Consider the following 17,628-nt stretch of genomic DNA (forward strand, 5'->3'; position numbering starts at 1 on the left):
TTAAGCAGAGTAGCTTGGTCGGATTAACAGCTACAATAGATTGCAGTAGGTGTTCAAAAAGTGGATGACAAGTATTCATTCCCTCATTTTAAGGAGAACATCCAGTAAACAATCAGTTGCGGAAAGGTATCTTCTAAAAAAATCAAGCAGATAAGATAAAAAAATTAAAATGAAAGAAATGAAACGAATTGTAATAGCCTTTATTGGCTTGGTAACAATACTGCATGTAAGGCTTTTATATGCACAACAAGCGAAATTTAGTCATGAAAGGTTAGAAAGAATAGATGCAGTTGTTAATAAACACATAGATGCTGGTCATATCCCCGGAGCTACGGTACTCATCATCAAAAATGGAGAAATTGTTTACAATAAAGCATTTGGCTATGCCGATGTGGAAACGAAAAAAACGATGCAAACGGATAATATTTTTAGAATTGCATCCCAATCGAAAGCTATCACAAGCCTTGCTGCAATGATGTTGTGGGAAGACGGTAAATTCTTATTGGATGACCCGATTTCAAAATACATTCCAGCATTTAAAAATCCCAAAGTATTAGTTAGCTACAATCCCAAAGACGGAAGCTATACCACGAAACCCGCTAACAGAGAAATTACTATACGTGACCTTTTGAGGCATACATCGGGTATAGCTTATCCAGCTGTTTTCAGTGACCCGACAATGTGGAGTATTTATGAAAAGGCCGATGTTCCTTCTGGCATTGGTACTACAAAATCAACTGTCCGGCAAAAAATGGAGTTATTAGCAACACTACCTTTGCAACATAATCCGGGAGAACGATTTACTTATGGTCTAAATACGGATTTGTTAGGGTATTTGATTGAAATATGGAGTGGAGAGCCATTGGATAAGTTTATGAAGAAAAATATCCTGACACCGTTGGAAATGGATGACACATATTTTCATATTCCCGAAAAGGAACAACACAGGTTAGTTAGTCTATACGAGACAACAATGGAAAATAAATTGATAAAAGTGAAGCATCCTATATACGAGGGTGTAAATGCCGAGTTCCCGAAACTGCAGGGAAGCTATTTGTCTGGAGGAGCCGGATTAAGTTCTACAATGGCTGACATGGCAAAATTCTATTCGCTTTATCTGAACAAGGGGATATTTAAAGGAAAAAGGCTTATCGGCAGAAAAACGGTTGAATTGATGCTTACGAATCAATTGGGTAACCAGGTTATTATTTCTCCATTGCCACCACAACCCGAAAACTTTCAGTTCACATTAGGTGGCTTTTCGGTCGTAACCGAAAAGAATAGGTATCTGTCAATTCAAAGTATTGGGTCGTTTGGTTGGGGCGGCGCGTTCAATACACATGGCTGGGCTGACCCGAAAGAGGGAATAATAGCACTCCTGTTTACGCAGGAATATTTATCTCCTTGGTATTCTATCGGCGAAGAATTTCAGACGGCTGTTTATCAAGCTATTGCTGATTAGCTAAGGGGTCATATCGAGGAGATGTGCTAGCTATTAAAGGTGAGCAGGAGCAGTTTCTATCATTGAAAGAAATGAAACTACTAAACGAGCAGAAGAAGAGCGATTTTATTTTTGAAGATCTTGAATATTTATCATTGGAACCGTGGCAGATATGGAAGTCCTCGAATAGTCAAAGAACTGAAGCAAAGGAAATGAGAGCCTTACATCGTTTTGTTACCAAACTGAGAGAACGTGACCTGAGAAGTATTGTAAACATCTCCTGAAGGTAGCGGAGTGAAGAATCTTGTTGTGATGTACAAGATCCCACGATTCCCCGGGATGAAAAATCGGGAAATAATAGAATATTTACTGATTATATAGCCTAAGAATCTCCACCAATTCGGGTATGGATCGTATTTTCAGCTTCTCAAACAGCCTGTTTTTATAAGTGCTGATCGTCGATGAATGGAGATTAAGCTGATTAGAAATTTCTTTGAGGGGAAGACCTTCTGCAAGCTTATTGGCAATTTGCAATTCACGGTCTGATAGCGCTTCAAATGGTGAGTTTTTTGTCGTGCCATTTATTGATTCTAAGAACATCGCTTCTTTTACGTTGTCACTTGCATATCGGCCAGTACTAAGCATCGCCGTCAAAGCAGCTTCAATCACTGCATTGGAGCTTTGTTTGCTTAAATAACCACCGGCACCCATCTTTAGATAGCGCATTGCATACAGCTCTTCATCCTGAGAAGAAAATATGAGAATTTTTAAGTCGGGTTGGTGCATTTTTATATAATCAATCGCTTCCTGAACAGAACCATTAGGCATATTGACGTCCATGATGGCCAGATCCAATTCTTCCTTCAAAATTACTTTGTACAGTGATTTAAAATCCTCTACTTCAGAGATTACAGCATCAGGTCGGAGGCGTTTTATGGTTTGTATTAAACCCATCCTGACGATACCATGATCGTCTGCTACAATAATACGAACGTTTACTTTTAAACCCATTATTCTATAAATTTACGTAAAGGGAAACCGTAGTGCCTTTATTTTCAGCGGAAATGATTTGGATATTTCCATGCATCAAGGATACAAAATTTTTTACAATTTTCAAACTCAATCCAGCTCCTTTCTCACCAGCAGTACCTTGGAATACGGGGTTATCATAAGTGAAGATCGTAGATAAATATTTTTCATTCATTCCTGTTCCGAAGTCGATCACAGAAATTATCACCTGATGATCTTCTGTAACTTCCTGCAGGTGAATATCGTGCCCAGGAAAAGTGTATTTCACTGCATTATCGAGAATTTTGTCTAAAACATATTCTAGCAATAAACGATCGGTTGTCACAAATGCATTGGGATCTCCTTTAAAAGAAAATTTAATGCTTTTTTCTTTTAATTTGGCCGCATATTTTTCTTCAAAATGGTGAAAAAGATCCATCACCATGATTTTTTCAGGTTTAATCTTAAATTCCCCATATTGCGTTTTTAACCAAGAGGTGCTGTCCTGAATGGTTTGCAAATTCTTCTTGGCATCGCTTTTTACCTGAGGCAACAAATTAAAAAAATCTTCCTCACTTATGGTCTTTTCTTCCAGTGCTTCTATAAGCCAAAGAAAATTTCCAAACATTTCCTTTGAATCATGAGACAATATCGAGATCAGTCCGTTTTTAAAACTGATTTCATTTTCCAGTCTTTCGATTTTTAATTGTAGTTCGTTGATAAGGTCACTCATAAATTCAGTATCAAAGCTTTAAAAAATCTGCTACAATATTTCTTTAAAGCATAGTTTATTATTTATTTTCTTTCATTTTCTATACCAAACCATTTTTGAATCATATCAGACAGGGTTTGTTTTAATAAAGGTTTGGTTAAAAAATCTGACATTCCGGCTTGCAGACATTTTTCTTTCTCACCAGGCAGGCTCCCTGCCGTTAGTGCAATAATAGGTATTTCAATGTTTTTTTCCAAGGCCCTTATTTTTTTTGTTGCTTCAATACCATTGAGGTGAGGCATCTGAATATCCATTAAAATAAGATCAGGACTCTCTTTTTGATATTTTTCAACTGCTTCAGTGCCATCTTTTGCCTCGATGATCAAAGCTTGAGGAATAATATCCTTTAAATAAGTTTTGGTAAGAAGTAAATTAATAGCATTATCCTCAGCAATTAAAATTTTAATTTCGCGCTTACTCACTTCATTTGCTCCAGTTTTTATTTGCTCCGGGTTTTTCTTTTCAGAACTCTTTAAGGTGGATAAAACCTGGTATAGCTGTTTCATACGAATCGGTTTTATAAGTCGATTTTCTATTTCTAATTCGTCACATGCATCCTGTAGGTTAGTGTCATCGGACGAGCTGTACAAAACAATATACGGTGCCACGTGGTTGGCGTCGGGAATAATATTTTTCATTTTTCTAATGGTTTCAATGCCATCCATAATAGGCATATGATAATCCATAATGATCACATCGAATTCGGACTTATCCATGATCAAAAGCAAAGCCTTCAAACCGCTATCGCATTCCATTACTTCGATGTTTTTTCTTTCCAACATCCTTTTCAGGATTTTCCGATTGTTTTCATTATCGTCCACAATCAAAACGCTCTTAATATCAGTTAAGCTTAAATCATATTCCTCTTCCTCCGTGTCGAACTGAATATCAAAGAAAAAATCACTCCCCTTTCCCTGATCGCTTTCGACTTGTAAAACACTGCCGGCAAGTGCCAGGATTTGGTTCGAAATGGCGAGTCCCAGACCAGTACCTCCATATCTTTTAGTAATACTGCCATCTACCTGTGAAAATGCGTTGAAAATTTCCGCCTGCTTTACACTGCTAATTCCAATACCTGTATCGCGAACTCCAAATCGGATTCGTTTTTTTCCTTCTCCTAAATCATCTAAAACTTTAACATATAAAACAATCTCGCCTTCCTCGGTAAATTTTATAGCATTGCTCAAAAGGTTGACGAAAACCTGTTTTAAGCGCATCTCATCAGTCCATATATATCTAGGTATGGTATCGTCAATATCGATGAGCATTTCTAATTGTTTTTTAGTATTACTGTACGCAACAATATTGCAGGCTTCTGAAACCAGTTCTTCGATCTCTACTTTGTCAAGGTTTAGCGTAAGTTTTTGCTTTTCTAATTTTGAGAAGTCCAAGATATCGTTGATGATGCTGTATAAGGATACGCCGGATTGGTTGATGATTTCCAGATACTGTCTCTGCGTTTCGTCCAGATTGGTTTCCAGAAGGAGCTCTGTAAAACCGATAATCCCATTTAAAGGGGTTCTGATCTCATGACTCATATTGGCTACAAACTCTGATTTTAGGGCATAAGCTTTTTCTGCTAGTTCTTTTTCTTTACCCAAATACCATTTTGACGCTTGGTCCAAGATCTTATTGACGAACTCTTCCTCTGCTTTATCCAAGTTTTTATCTTCCCTGTCAAATAAATTTAAATGAGCAATCAGATTGTCCTCAAGACCAGGGATGGGATAACTTCTATGAAATTTAAATTCCGTGTTCTTAAACTCATAAACCGAAGTCTGATCATCCAAAAGAAAGTGAGGATTCTGAGGATAGATCTGGTTGAGGGACGCATCACTGGAACCGAGAACATAAACTTGTCCTTCCGAGGCAATACTCATGGTACAAAGCTCTATGTTAATCATCTTAGCAGCCGCGAACACTAAAAAATCAAAAGCATCGGTATATTTTTTTTCGAATGCATTTAATTGAGCAATATAGTGTTGATCCGGCGATAGATTGCCATTAATGTGGTCCATAAGGAAGAGTTTTTTTAAGAAAGTTTAAGAAAGTATGGTTAAATTGCCGTAAAGCTATAATAAACATTGATAGAGTAGGTGGTATTTTCCTTACCTACCAAACTTTGGGCACCCGCAGGTGGTATGGTGTATCTTATGTTCAATCCCCGGTCCAAAACTGGTGTTCCGTTAAAAAGTATTTTTTGGGGAGTTTTGGATAAGGGAGCATTTACAGAACTTCCATCCACGCCAATTTGTAATATGTTGGAATTGATGTCGGTCTGCAGGCCGCCTTTCTTGAAATAATTTTCGTCCGATTTTACATAAAGCTCAAAACTTTCATTATTGGACAGAATAATTTGATTTGGGATCATTTGTGACTGACCATTGGTGTACTGGGCAGCTGTATTAAAATTGAAATTTACATTGCGCCCGGAACTGGGGATGGTAATCTCCGAGAGAGGAAGTACCTTTAACTGAACAGCCGTATTTTGCAAGCTGTTAATTGAATTATCTGTACTTGCGGCATTGAAGTTCAGTTCAAAAGTATAAGTTCCGGCTTCAAAAAAGTAGTTTTTAAAATCGTCCGAAGACACGTTAAGCTCTGGGGTAAAGCTGCTTCTGTTTCCCGCTACAACACTGAGATTAGCAGCGGAAAAATTCTGAAAATTGGCAGATAAGGCTTTGGTCGTCAGGGTAGATCCATTACTGCCCAATTTCATGGCTGCTATGTTTCTGGTTCCTGGAACACCTTTAGAAGAAGTGAACTGAATATTTGTGGCAGCAGTTTTCGCCCAAAAATTAAAATCAACCGTATGGGCGATTTCCGTATTCCCCAAATCCCACACCCGCGTGCTTGTATTGCGGTAGTCATTCAAAGAAGATATTTCTATGTATTTTGTTAAAGATGTTGTGATCCATCTGATGGATGAAGGAATGACTAAAATTGTTTTAAAATTATGGGGTGTAAAGTCATTATAATTCTGAGTGATATCCATGGAATAATTTCCGGCCCGGAAGGCGTTGGCAGTAAATTGTGAGGCAGGAATTTTAAATGTAAAATTGATATTTCCCCGGTAGAATCCTCCCCCAAAAATAAGGGATGCGGGCGGTTCAAACCATTTTATAGCGCTTGTGCTGAACGACTGAAATCCGGGTAAATAACCTGAAAGTCCAGTAGATGGCAGCTGCCCGCCCATACTTTCTAACTGCCACAGAAGAGTGGAACTGGGTAAAGTAAATGAGGAAGAAGAATGCGTAAAAGTTGGCCCGGACACAGAGGTAAATGTTGGAGCTGTTGGGATTAATCCCAAAAAGGCATAATCCCAGTTTGTTCTGTTGGTATTCATCATTACCCTTGTAGGTACTGAGGTAAATTCACTCCTGTTAAAAATATTATTTTCCGGAATCGACAGGTATACATCCTGAGCTTTCGTGACTGTGGATCCGCAGAACACAATAAAAATTCCTATTAAAAAAGCCCTCATCGTTTTCATACTTTTAAATTTAAAACTTTTTCACCTTAATGGTAGTGTCTTTCTTCTTATATTCAAAAACCACGGTTTCTGAATATCCTTCTTTTGTCACCTTAATGGTTTGGATCGGTTGTGTATAGTTGTATTTGTCATTTTCAATATAGAGGTCGTATTTTCCATCTTTCAGGAAAAACTCAAACTCATTTTTCTGGTTAACCACGGCGGTATAGATCACGCCATCTTCACTTTTTGCGTACACCACGATTCCGGTTACATCCGTTTCCAAAACATCATAGGCTTGTTTGATCTCTGTTAATTTCCCACTTACCCTGATGTTTTTTACCAAGCCTACTTTGCGGTTGATATTGTTATTTACCATAATTACAGGATCCATCATCAATCGGGCACCCGCACTTTCATTCACCTTCAGGGTGTAAGTACCTTCAGGCACATTCTGAAAAACTACTTTTCCGTTCTTATCTGTCAATGCAACAAAATTGTTCAGTTTCACTATTTCATTTGCAAGTACCGATTCACCGGCCTCCAGGAGTCCATTGAAGTTTTTATCTTCAAATAACTGGAACGTCACTTTATGGTTTCCAAGGGCCGTAGCTGCGGTAAAATATTTTTTAATCCCGACTCTGAACTGATAATAATTGCCACTGCTTGCATAAGCAGCCGTAGATTTATAACCGGAAAAATTAAAATAACCTGTGCTGGACCAGGAAGGCGAAATCTTATATTCCAGATTACCGCTCACATTGCTATTCAAGTTTTTATAAAGTTCCGAATAGGAAGTTCCGGCTGAAAAAGATCCGGTCAGATTATTGCTCATTATCTGGAAATTATACGAGGCATATACGTTGTAGTTGGCGAAATTACGGTCTGCATTGTAATAAGAAGTTAAATCAAAGACATTAGTTGCGTTCCATTGGGCTGTTCCGTTGAGGGAGAAGGATTTATACCTGTAAGACAAAGTTGTTTTCAGACTGTTGAACCAATCGGCCCTATCGTTCGCTTTTGAATAAGAATATTCCGCCGTCCAATTCAATCCGTGAGCACCAAATGTAGTGCTTATGTTGGTCTCCAGCCGGTAAGAAAAAAGTTCCTGCGATGTATAAAAATTGGCTGTTTTTTGCCTTTCAACCTTTGGAGACACTAGAAAATTCCACTTCTTTAAAGAAAACTGGTAACCTGATCCCAGAACTTCTGTACTGTTGAAATAATAACGCAGATTAGCGTTATTCCCAGGTTGGATGGGCTCACTCTGGAAACTCAGGAACTCGGGGTCTGCCTGCGAATTCAGATATTGTATAAAAACGCGCTGAGAACCAGAAAATTGGCGGCCAATCCGCTGATTTGAGATAAAAGATCCCCTTTTGATCCCTGCATAGCTTTTAGTGGCAAAGGAATTAACAGACTGTATATCCCATTTTCCTATTTTTCCCTCGTAATTGGCTCCCATTATAGCGCCTTCGTTTTCATCTCTGTTCGAAAGGCCTTTTTCGTGGCTCAGACCCACTTCCGTGCGGATGGTGTGTTTATCGTTAATTAAAAATGATGTTGTCGCGTTCGCCACCTGCGTATCTACGTTAAAGCGCGGATCATGGTCGAATATATAGGACACTTTCCCATTGAAAGATTTAGCATTCCCAAAACCATATTTTGCTCCCACCATGGTAGATCCTTCTGTTTGTTGGAAATAAGTTCCGTACAGATTATAATTATTTTCCAGCGCAAGAATTTCAATCTGATTATTTTCACCCAATTTGGTAGAAACTTTTCCCCCTCTTCCGAAAACCGGGTAATCGTAATCGTTACTATTAACATTTCCCACCCGTAATACAGTATTTTTTCTTTCCAGTTCCAGCCAGGTATCGTAAAGGTTATAACGGCCGTCTTCAAGATAGTAATCCGCACCTATATTGAAACGCGATTTCAAATTTTCAGTCACCCGAAACGCTGTGTTTCCCCTCAATTGAAGATAATTGAAACCTGAACTGTTTTCATTATAGCTAATTTCCGCAAAATTACTTCCGCTCACCGTTTCATTTCCACGGGCAATTTGTCTGTTGTGCGATAAAATAACCAAGTAGAGCGTGTTGCTTCCCACGATTTTATTATCAAGCAGGTCTGTGACGATAGCATTAATATTAAATTCCGGATAAAGCGTATTCTGTTTTCTGACCGCAATTTTAATCTCAAACGTTTGTTTTTCTAATCCTTCCAGTGATAAGGTTTGTTGTTTTGGCATCATTTCCAAGCCATCAGGAATTGATTGTAAATCAATCTTAACCGTTCGTTTACTATAGCCCTGGTTTTCTACAGTCAGCATAATTGAGGATTCGGGTAGAGCAGGGTTAATGAAATTTTCGTATGTGGCCGTATAAATTGCGATGTTTTTGTTCTCGTCTTTGTCGACGAAGAACGAGGCGCTTTCAGTTCTGGTGACCGTTGAGGTGGTGTACGAAACCTGGAATTTGATCTCATTGGATCTCAGTTTCATAAAATCCACATTGGCAATCAGTTTCACAGGAAGATTTTTAGACTGACCCGCGGCTAAGGTAAAGTCATTTTTGGGATAGAAAAGCAATCCCGGATATTTTTCCTCAGGAATGATATTCTGAATGGTAATCGCTTCAGAACTTTTATTCTCAATGATCAGGAAATCAGTAAAAGTAGAACCCTTCTCAACAGCTACATTCTCATTTTCAAAATGGATTTGAATATCCTTCTTTTCCTGCGCAAAGGCCAATGAAAAGTTCAGGAGAACAAATGCAAAAGATAAGATTGTTCTTCTTAGGATTGATATCGATATTCCATTTTGTGGTTTCAAGACTTAATTTTTAAAATTTAAAGTTTTTTTCGCCTACGCGTAAATCATTGGATTCTGCCATTTTGATAATCGCCACGCCAAGGAAGTTCCCTGAAATGTTCTCTGGTAAAGAAAATTGAACGACCTGATTGGTATCGGGAAGCATGGAGATGGAAATTGCGGGTAATTTTATTTCCTTACCACTGTCTGTGTCAGTTAGTTCAAACTCAACGGTGGCGTCATTGATGGTGTTTCCATCATTATGGATGCTTACTGCGACTTTTCTTTTTGCTCCATTCTCATTACTCACCTCTGAAATATTGGTAATATCCAAACTTTTTACATGGTTCCCCGGTGGAGTATAAAAGATGTGAAGTCCCACTTCAAATAAAGTGATAATACCAATACCATTCTGAATACGTGCCTTATCTGCCTGCTGAGGAAGTTGCGTGAAAAACAACATGCTGTTTGTAACGGCAGACTTTGATGCATTTGCCGGAATCTGCATGGTTACTACAATCTCCTTTGTACTTTTCGCAGGAACTGTTACAGCGTTTTCTAAGGTGGATATCCAAGAGGCATTGGAAGTTTTTGAACTGCCTGCATCAAGATAAACTTTATTTCCGTCTTCTTCTCTAACCCAATCTTTATAGTTGAGATTAAAAACATAATCCTTATCCGAGCTGTTTTGAAGCGTGACTGTCTTTGTCACTTTTTCTCCTGGATTACCGGTAAAAAACAAACGTGTAGGCGACATAGAGATACTTTGTGCTAGAATTGAAGAAGACCCTGTGAGGATAAAGAAAATGAAAAGGTGAATAAACTTGCGCATGGTGTAAATTGTTTAAAATAAAAGATTCCCAAAACTACTGAAAACGTAACAAAACGAACCTTTACAAACTAAAAAATTTTATTATAAAGCAGTCGCGGTATAAGTTACTGTTTGCGTATAAGTTCCGGCTGGTTTACCTAAGATATCAGAAGAAGATGATTTTGCCGCTGGAATGGTGTAGTCCAGATTCAGTGTCAATGCACTTCCAAGCGGAGCGTTTGATACTAAAGTTTGATCCGTTGCAGATAAAACAACAGCGCTTTTTGTTCCGCCCATGGTTCCGGCAGCTGTAGCTGCTTTGATGGTCAACACATTTACAGGGATTAAGTTGGTTCCGTTCATGAAATTAGCGCCTCCTGCTTTTACTTTAACATTAAAGTTCTTTGTTGAAGTAACTTTTAAAGAGTTGGCTTTGGTAACCGTTTGATCAGAGTTATAATCTGCTGCAGTAGCATAGTTAAAGTCAACCGTATTACCAATTGCAGTACTTCCTGCGTCGATAGAGATTACGTCGTTCAGGGTAATGTTTACGGTGGTGGTTGCCGTAGTATTTTGAGCCTGAACATTGTTAGTTCCTAATATGATTGCTCCAAAAGTTAAGGCTGCGATTACGATTTGTTTTTTCATGACAGTAATATTTAATTTTTTATTTTTATTTAAATTGTTCTCTTTTGTATACTGCAAATTTACAGCGGTGACAAAAGTTTCTTTGTAGTGGAAAATGGAAGTTCATGTAGTAAAATCACTACAGGATTATTCATTTGGTTTAAATAGAAAAAGCCCTCAATACTTAGAAGTGTTGAGGGCCTACATATAATTGATGTGTTTTTTTTATAAAGCTGTTGCAGTATAAGTTACTGTTTGCGTATAAGTTCCTGCCGGTTTTCCTAAGATATCAGAAGAAGATGACTTTGCCGCTGGAATGGTATAGTCCAGATTCAGTGTCAATGCACTTCCAAGCGGAGCGTTTGATACTAAAGTTTGATCCGTTGCAGATAAAACAACAGCGCTTTTTGTTCCGCCCATTGTTCCGGCAGCTGTAGCTGCTTTGATGGTCAACACATTTACAGGGATTAAGTTGGTTCCGTTCATGAAATTAGCGCCTCCTGCTTTCACTTTAACATTAAAGTTCTTCGTTGAAGTAACTTTTAAAGAGTTGGCTTTAGTAACCGTTTGATCAGAGTTATAATCTGCTGCAGTAGCATAGTTAAAGTCAACCGTATTACCAATTGCAGTACTTCCCGCGTCGATAGAGATTACATCGTTCAGGGTAATGTTTACGGTTGTGGTTGCCGTAGTATTTTGAGCCTGAACATTGTTAGTTCCTAATATGATTGCTCCAAAAGTTAAGGCTGCGATTACGATTTGTTTTTTCATGACAGTAATATTTAATTTTTTATTTTTATTTAATTGTTCTCTTTTGTATACTGCAAATTTACAGCGGTGGTAAAAGTTTCTTTGTAGTGGAAAATGGAAGTACATGTAGTAAAATCACTACAGGATTATTCATTTGGCCTAAATAGAAAAAGCCCTCAATACTTAGAAGTGTTGAGGGCTTACATATAATTGATGTGTTTTTTTATAAAGCTGTCGCGGTATAAGTTACTGTTTGCGTATAAGTTCCTGCCGGTTTACCTAAAATATCAGAAGAAGATGATTTTGCCGCTGGAATGGTGTAGTCCAGATTCAGTGTCAATGCACTTCCAAGCGGAGCGTTTGATACTAAAGTTTGATCCGTTGCAGATAAAACAACAGCGCTTTTTGTTCCGCCCATGGTTCCGGCAGCTGTAGCTGCTTTGATGGTCAACACATTTACAGGGATTAAGTTGGTTCCGTTCATGAAATTAGCGCCTCCTGCTTTTACTTTAACATTAAAGTTCTTCGTTGAAGTAACTTTTAAAGAGTTGGCCTTAGTAACCGTTTGATCAGAGTTATAATCTGCTGCAGTAGCATAGTTAAAGTCAACCGTATTACCAATTGCAGTACTTCCCGCATCAATAGAGATCACATCGTTCAGGGTAATGTTTACGGTTGTGGTTGCCGTAGTATTTTGAGCCTGAACATTGCTAGTTCCTAATATGATTGCTCCAAAAGTTAAGGCTGCGATTACGATTTGTTTTTTCATGACAGTAATATTTAATTTTTATTTTTATTTAATTGTTCTCTTTTGTATACTGCAAATTTACAGCGGTGGTAAAAGTTTCTTTGTAGTGGAAAATGGAAGTTCATGTAGTAAAATCACTACAGGATTATTCATTTGATTTAAATAGAAAAGCCCTCAACACTTCTAAGTGTTGAGGACGTATATAAATTGCTGTTATTTCTATTATAAAGCTGTCGTAATATAAATTACCGTTTGTGTATAATTTTTCTTTAGGTTTTCACAAAAAATATTTATAGGTTGGTAAATTTGTTATCATCGTTTTTTGAGACTTATTTTTTGATATTATCTAAAATATTTTTTAGGTTTGCTTTCATGACATTAATTAAACCATTGACAGTTTCAAAATGGCGATACCATTCCGGCAGAAGTTTTTATTTATAATTGATTTTGTAATTCAACTCTAAAGGATTATTTTCTTCAAGAATAGATTTTTGCGCTTCTCTGATCATTTCATTCATATCTTTTTCATTTCCCTGTGGATCTGTAAATGTAACTTTTTTGCCGGTTTTGGTATTCCAAGGGTCATTATAATATGATTTTCCTAGCTGATCATATTTTGTCCAGTCGATTGTAATGGTTTTTGTCCTTACATCAAACCAATTGCTGCCTTTTTTTACCTGTATTAAATTGAATGAGTAATCATGTTCTGTATCTTCAATGGAAATGATTAAACCGGGTAATCCATTGAAAATATAGGGGCCATCATTAAAAGGCAATTCTGTCGTAAACCAAGCAATCCAGTTTCTACCTCCATAACTAACTTCTGCTTTTTGCGATTTATATTTTGCAATTGTTTTTTGTTCCGGTAAGATTTTCCAATTCAATTGTTCATCAATCGGGAGAAGATAATTTGCTCTTAAATAAGTAATAATTTTTCCTATTTTTTTATTAGTGATATCTTTTTTAATATAAAATTGATTTTCAACCCCCATTCTATAGCCTCCATTTTTATTAATGAGCTTCAGGGAATCAGCATCTTTGGACATGGAGTCTCTAAAAATAGAAGTATTATTCTCAAAATCCAAAATCATATTTTCAGTATTAATATCTTCAGGTTTTTCTTTACTTGTTCTATATTTAGCTTCATAAATAAAACTAAACTTCTGTGAAAAAAAAGATGTTGGCAATAGTGAAAAAAATAAAAAAAAATTCAATTTGTGTATTATTTTCATAAAATCTATGTTAAATTTTGGTTGTCTTGGAATGATCGGAAGATTTTTCAAAATAACTCTTCTTTTGTAAATTTTCCATCGTTCATATCGTTTTGTGAGATATATTTTTTGTCTATTATATGTTTTTCAGCTACAAGAAGTTGACTCTATTCACGATTTATTTATTAGATAAATGTAGCGATTAGGGCATCACATTTCTAATCACTACATATAAGTAAGCCATTTATTCTATCGTCCAGGTTACAATAATATAAAATAAGGTTTCTCGTTCTCATATAAAATTTACTTTGATCGTTATTTATTAACTTCAGGTTTAATATTTTCTAACCATTGTTGAGCAAGTGTTTCTACATAGTCAACAAATGTCGTTACATTATTAATGGTATAAAATGTATATTCTGATTGATCTTTTAAAACTTCAACATTTTCAAAACTGTGGTCAGGAGCAAAAAGTAAAACCTGCTTTGTATTTGGGTCATAAAAAGTCTCATTCCCATTCGCTTCACCTGCAAAACAAACTATATCTTTTGTGTCAACTTGTTTTATATGCTCATCTGTACAAATCTGATCATAATAGTCAATCCAATCACCCAATCCTTTTGTTAGTAAAGATTTGATAAAAATAAAATTCTGATTATCGGTCAGTATTTCAGTTTCTGTACTAAATCGATGATATGTTTCTTTTATTCCACCCATCTCATCCAAGAGTAGCTGATGTTCAGGTAACACTTTAATTTCTGTCTGAATTTGTTCAGATTTACATAACCAACCACATTTAAGGCCATTCTTGTCATCCCAAGTATATAGACAATAGTTTGAATTTTTGTTTTTAGATGAAGTTATTGTAACACCCAAAATCGAAGTCGATTGCAGCAATAGTCTGTATACAGTTGGGAATGTCTCAATAAATTTTAGACTAAAATTTTTATTATTGATATGTTCAATTTCGACGTTATCATTTTTTACGACAAACCAGCTTACCTCTTGTTTAAAATTTTCAAAATCCTTTATATCCATCTATTTAATTTATAAGTTTGGTTTAAATATCTGCAAATTTTTGAAATAATTCAAGCATTTCGTTCGGATCTACTCCATCACTCAATAAACTTGTTGAATCATTTTTTGATCTTTTTCTCAAAGGATCTTGATGAATTTCCCCGAGAGCGGTTTTCATGTAGGTAATATATTCATCTGTATTTTCATTTTGGTTTTTCTTGATTTATTCTGAAAACCCGACAATCGCCTTAGCAATTACAGTCTTATAGGCATAATCCTCTATAATAGTTTTTTGCTTGTTGTACTATATAATCATTTTTTGAGATTTGATAACTTAAAAAAAGATATAAAACGGCTTAATAAATTTACTGAATTTTTGGTGTGATGTATTAATTAAATTTAAATATCCAAAAAACATAGATTCTACCTTACAGCTGATACTTATTTCTGGATTTTGAATTTTCTCTATACCGGTATCAATACATACAAAATCAAAGGCCTCCTTTAGGAAGCCTTCGAAACACCAAATCACAAAATATTAATATGAAAAAAATTTACTTATAAAGCTGTTGCAGTATAAGTTACTGTTTGCGTATAAGTTCCTGCCGGTTTCCCTAAAATATCAGAAGAAGATGATTTTGCCGCTGGAATGGTATAGTCCAGATTCAGTGTCAATGCACTTCCAAGCGGAGCGTTTGATACTAAAGTTTGATCCGTTGCAGATAAAACAACAGCGCTTTTTGTTCCGCCCATTGTTCCGGCAGCTGTAGCTGCTTTGATGGTCAACACATTTACAGGGATTAAGTTGGTTCCGTTCATGAAATTAGCGCCTCCTGCTTTTACTTTAACATTAAAGTTCTTCGTTGAAGTAACTTTTAAAGAGTTGGCTTTAGTAACCGTTTGATCAGAGTTATAGTCTGCTGCAGTAGCATAGTTAAAGTCAACCGTATTACCAATTGCAGTACTTCCCGCATCGATAGAGATTACATCGTTCAGGGTAATGTTTACGGTTGTGGTTGCCGTAGTATTTTGAGCCTGAACATTGTTAGTTCCTAATATGATTGCTCCAAAAGTTAAGGCTGCGATTACGATTTGTTTTTTCATGACAGTAATATTTAATTTTTATTTTTATTTAATTGTTCTCTTTTGTATACTGCAAATTTACAGCGGTGGTAAAAGTTTCTTTGTAGTGGAAAATGGAAGTGTATGTAGTAAAATCACTACAGGATTATTCATTTGGCTTAAATAGAAAAGCCCTCAATACTTAGAAGTGTTGAGGGCCTACATATAATAGATGTGTTTTTTTTATAAAGCTGTTGCAGTATAAGTTACTGTTTGCGTATAAGTTCCTGCCGGTTTACCTAAAATATCAGAAGAAGATGATTTTGCCGCTGGAATGGTGTAGTCCAGATTCAGTGTCAATGCACTTCCAAGCGGAGCGTTTGATACTAAAGTTTGATCCGTTGCAGATAAAACAACAGCGCTTTTTGTTCCGCCCATTGTTCCGGCAGCTGTAGCTGCTTTGATGGTCAACACATTTACAGGGATTAAGTTGGTTCCGTTCATGAAATTAGCGCCTCCTGCTTTTACTTTAACATTAAAGTTCTTCGTTGAAGTAACTTTTAAAGAGTTGGCCTTAGTAACCGTTTGATCAGAGTTATAATCTGCTGCAGTAGCATAGTTAAAGTCAACCGTATTACCAATTGCAGTACTTCCCGCATCGATAGAGATTACATCGTTCAGGGTAATGTTTACGGTTGTGGTTGCCGTAGTATTTTGAGCCTGAACATTGTTAGTTCCTAATATGATTGCTCCAAAAGTTAAGGCTGCGATTACGATTTGTTTTTTCATGACAGTAATATTTAATTTTTATTTTTATTTAATTGTTCTCTTTTGTATACTGCAAATTTACAGCGGTGGTAAAAATTTCTTTGTAGTGGAAAATGGAAGTTCATGTAGTAAAATCACTACAGGATTATTCATTTGGCCTAAATAGAAAAAGCCCTCAACACTTTCTAAGTGTTGAGGGCCTACATATAATTGATGTGTTTACTTACAGTGCAGTGGCAGTATAAGTTATTTTTTGCGTATAAGTTCCCTTAGGTTTTCCCAGAAGTACCTTTGATGCTTTTTCTGCCGAAATAGAATAGGCAATATTTAAAGATTGTTTTGCCCCTGGACTTGCGTTACTTACCAGAACTTGATCGGTTGTAGATAAAGTGACCTCATTCAGGGTTCCCATTAAACTTCCGCCCGCTAATGCTTTTACCTGTAATATATCTACTGGAAGTACATTTGCGCCACTTACAAAGTTTGCGCCTTCAGATTTTACTTTTACATCAAAATTTTTGGAGGAAATGATGACTAAACTGTTGGGAACCGTCACATTTTTTGATGAATTATAATCTTTTGTGCTTCCATAATTAAAATCTACAGTGCCTTCTGAAGCAACAGTGCCTACGTCCATTGCAATAACGTCTGCTAAAATAATATTTACTGATGTACTAACCTGATCAGAATTTTGTGCCAGAGCGTGGTTGGTTCCTAAGGCAATTGCTCCCAGGAACAGAGCAGCGATAACGATTTGTTTTTTCATGATAGAATAAATTTAAGGGAACTGTAATAAATGCTGTCATTCAAAATTAATTATACTAACAAATATCATTAAAATCTACTCTAATCTAATAACATTATCTGACATGAGCAAGCCTTTTATTGTTATTTATTTAATTAATTGTCAGTATAACGGTTTCAATAATAATGGATTGGCCATTATCAAGTGATTTTTTGATTTACAAAATGCTTCACTATAGTTTAGATGAGATAATGGTAAAAGCTCCTGAATTAAATCAACTGGAATAAGAAAAGAGGTGAAATTAGTTTAACTTTTGTGTTTTTGATTCCGGATTTTTGAAAGGAACTGAGTAGTAATGGTCAATGGTGAAGATGAGATGAA

16 protein-coding genes are annotated in these 17,628 nt (G+C 36.3%); 2 read left to right on the plus strand and 14 right to left on the minus strand.

The window, feature by feature from the left end; translation table 11 throughout:
- Nucleotides 1–169: 169 nt before the first annotated feature.
- Nucleotides 170–1,462 (plus strand): serine hydrolase, encoded by a 1,293-nt coding sequence (locus QF044_RS06310; RefSeq protein ID WP_307265024.1) that lies wholly within the window; start codon nucleotides 170–172, stop codon nucleotides 1,460–1,462.
- 71 nt (nucleotides 1,463–1,533) lie between these two features.
- Nucleotides 1,534–1,725 (plus strand): hypothetical protein, encoded by a 192-nt coding sequence (locus QF044_RS06315; protein ID WP_307265027.1) that lies wholly within the window; start codon nucleotides 1,534–1,536, stop codon nucleotides 1,723–1,725.
- Nucleotides 1,726–1,807: 82 nt separating this feature from the next.
- On the opposite strand, the gene QF044_RS06320 is transcribed toward QF044_RS06315, so the two are convergent.
- The 14 genes from QF044_RS06320 to QF044_RS06385 all read right to left on the minus strand — a co-directional run bounded on the left by QF044_RS06320 (nucleotide 1,808) and on the right by QF044_RS06385 (nucleotide 17,268).
- Entirely contained in the window at nucleotides 1,808–2,452 is a 645-nt protein-coding gene (locus tag QF044_RS06320) for a response regulator transcription factor (RefSeq protein WP_307265029.1), read from the minus strand.
- A gap of 4 nt (nucleotides 2,453–2,456) precedes the next feature.
- A complete protein-coding gene (locus tag QF044_RS06325; RefSeq protein ID WP_307265031.1) occupies nucleotides 2,457–3,182 on the minus strand; it encodes a sensor histidine kinase KdpD in 726 nt (241 codons plus the stop codon).
- A gap of 62 nt (nucleotides 3,183–3,244) precedes the next feature.
- Nucleotides 3,245–5,239 (minus strand): response regulator, encoded by a 1,995-nt coding sequence (locus QF044_RS06330; RefSeq protein ID WP_307265033.1) that lies wholly within the window; start codon nucleotides 5,237–5,239, stop codon nucleotides 3,245–3,247.
- Nucleotides 5,240–5,277: 38 nt separating this feature from the next.
- Nucleotides 5,278–6,714 (minus strand): hypothetical protein, encoded by a 1,437-nt coding sequence (locus QF044_RS06335; RefSeq protein WP_307265036.1) that lies wholly within the window; start codon nucleotides 6,712–6,714, stop codon nucleotides 5,278–5,280.
- Nucleotides 6,715–6,724: 10 nt separating this feature from the next.
- Entirely contained in the window at nucleotides 6,725–9,529 is a 2,805-nt protein-coding gene (locus QF044_RS06340) for a hypothetical protein (RefSeq protein WP_307265038.1), read from the minus strand.
- A gap of 10 nt (nucleotides 9,530–9,539) precedes the next feature.
- Nucleotides 9,540–10,340 (minus strand): Fn3-like domain-containing protein, encoded by an 801-nt coding sequence (locus QF044_RS06345; protein WP_307265040.1) that lies wholly within the window; start codon nucleotides 10,338–10,340, stop codon nucleotides 9,540–9,542.
- 81 nt (nucleotides 10,341–10,421) lie between these two features.
- Entirely contained in the window at nucleotides 10,422–10,967 is a 546-nt protein-coding gene (locus QF044_RS06350) for a peptidoglycan-binding protein LysM (RefSeq protein ID WP_307265043.1), read from the minus strand.
- Nucleotides 10,968–11,171: 204 nt separating this feature from the next.
- On the minus strand, nucleotides 11,172–11,717 hold the full coding sequence (locus QF044_RS06355) for a peptidoglycan-binding protein LysM (RefSeq protein ID WP_307265043.1): 546 nt from the start codon (nucleotides 11,715–11,717) through the stop codon (nucleotides 11,172–11,174).
- Nucleotides 11,718–11,919: 202 nt separating this feature from the next.
- Entirely contained in the window at nucleotides 11,920–12,465 is a 546-nt protein-coding gene (locus QF044_RS06360; RefSeq protein ID WP_307265046.1) for a peptidoglycan-binding protein LysM, read from the minus strand.
- 410 nt (nucleotides 12,466–12,875) lie between these two features.
- Nucleotides 12,876–13,676 carry a GLPGLI family protein gene (locus QF044_RS06365; RefSeq protein WP_307265051.1) on the minus strand — a complete coding sequence of 267 codons (801 nt, stop codon included), beginning with the start codon at nucleotides 13,674–13,676 and terminating at the stop codon, nucleotides 12,876–12,878.
- Nucleotides 13,677–13,970: 294 nt separating this feature from the next.
- Nucleotides 13,971–14,693 (minus strand): hypothetical protein, encoded by a 723-nt coding sequence (locus QF044_RS06370; protein ID WP_307265052.1) that lies wholly within the window; start codon nucleotides 14,691–14,693, stop codon nucleotides 13,971–13,973.
- A 537-nt stretch (nucleotides 14,694–15,230) separates the two neighbouring features.
- Nucleotides 15,231–15,776, minus strand: coding sequence for a peptidoglycan-binding protein LysM (locus QF044_RS06375; protein WP_307265043.1), 546 nt, complete (start codon nucleotides 15,774–15,776; stop codon nucleotides 15,231–15,233).
- Nucleotides 15,777–15,977: 201 nt separating this feature from the next.
- Complete coding sequence (locus QF044_RS06380; protein WP_307265043.1) at nucleotides 15,978–16,523, minus strand: peptidoglycan-binding protein LysM; 546 nt, start codon at nucleotides 16,521–16,523, stop codon at nucleotides 15,978–15,980.
- A 202-nt stretch (nucleotides 16,524–16,725) separates the two neighbouring features.
- A complete protein-coding gene (locus QF044_RS06385; protein WP_307265055.1) occupies nucleotides 16,726–17,268 on the minus strand; it encodes a peptidoglycan-binding protein LysM in 543 nt (180 codons plus the stop codon).
- Nucleotides 17,269–17,628: the final 360 nt, after the last annotated feature.

It is taken from the genome of Chryseobacterium sp. W4I1, from assembly GCF_030816115.1.
GTDB lineage: Bacteria > Bacteroidota > Bacteroidia > Flavobacteriales > Weeksellaceae > Chryseobacterium.

Coding starts and splice junctions, on each gene's coding strand:
- QF044_RS06370 (WP_307265052.1), bottom strand. CDS start 14,693: ATGGATATAAAGGATTTTGAAAATTTTAAACAAGAGGTAAGCTGGTTT.
- QF044_RS06315 (WP_307265027.1), top strand. CDS start 1,534: ATGAAACTACTAAACGAGCAGAAGAAGAGCGATTTTATTTTTGAAGAT.
- QF044_RS06310 (WP_307265024.1), top strand. CDS start 170: ATGAAAGAAATGAAACGAATTGTAATAGCCTTTATTGGCTTGGTAACA.
- QF044_RS06375 (WP_307265043.1), bottom strand. CDS start 15,776: ATGAAAAAACAAATCGTAATCGCAGCCTTAACTTTTGGAGCAATCATA.
- QF044_RS06330 (WP_307265033.1), bottom strand. CDS start 5,239: ATGGACCACATTAATGGCAATCTATCGCCGGATCAACACTATATTGCT.
- QF044_RS06380 (WP_307265043.1), bottom strand. CDS start 16,523: ATGAAAAAACAAATCGTAATCGCAGCCTTAACTTTTGGAGCAATCATA.
- QF044_RS06360 (WP_307265046.1), bottom strand. CDS start 12,465: ATGAAAAAACAAATCGTAATCGCAGCCTTAACTTTTGGAGCAATCATA.
- QF044_RS06320 (WP_307265029.1), bottom strand. CDS start 2,452: ATGGGTTTAAAAGTAAACGTTCGTATTATTGTAGCAGACGATCATGGT.
- QF044_RS06350 (WP_307265043.1), bottom strand. CDS start 10,967: ATGAAAAAACAAATCGTAATCGCAGCCTTAACTTTTGGAGCAATCATA.
- QF044_RS06335 (WP_307265036.1), bottom strand. CDS start 6,714: ATGAAAACGATGAGGGCTTTTTTAATAGGAATTTTTATTGTGTTCTGC.
- QF044_RS06345 (WP_307265040.1), bottom strand. CDS start 10,340: ATGCGCAAGTTTATTCACCTTTTCATTTTCTTTATCCTCACAGGGTCT.
- QF044_RS06355 (WP_307265043.1), bottom strand. CDS start 11,717: ATGAAAAAACAAATCGTAATCGCAGCCTTAACTTTTGGAGCAATCATA.
- QF044_RS06325 (WP_307265031.1), bottom strand. CDS start 3,182: ATGAGTGACCTTATCAACGAACTACAATTAAAAATCGAAAGACTGGAA.
- QF044_RS06385 (WP_307265055.1), bottom strand. CDS start 17,268: ATGAAAAAACAAATCGTTATCGCTGCTCTGTTCCTGGGAGCAATTGCC.
- QF044_RS06365 (WP_307265051.1), bottom strand. CDS start 13,676: ATGAAAATAATACACAAATTGAATTTTTTTTTATTTTTTTCACTATTG.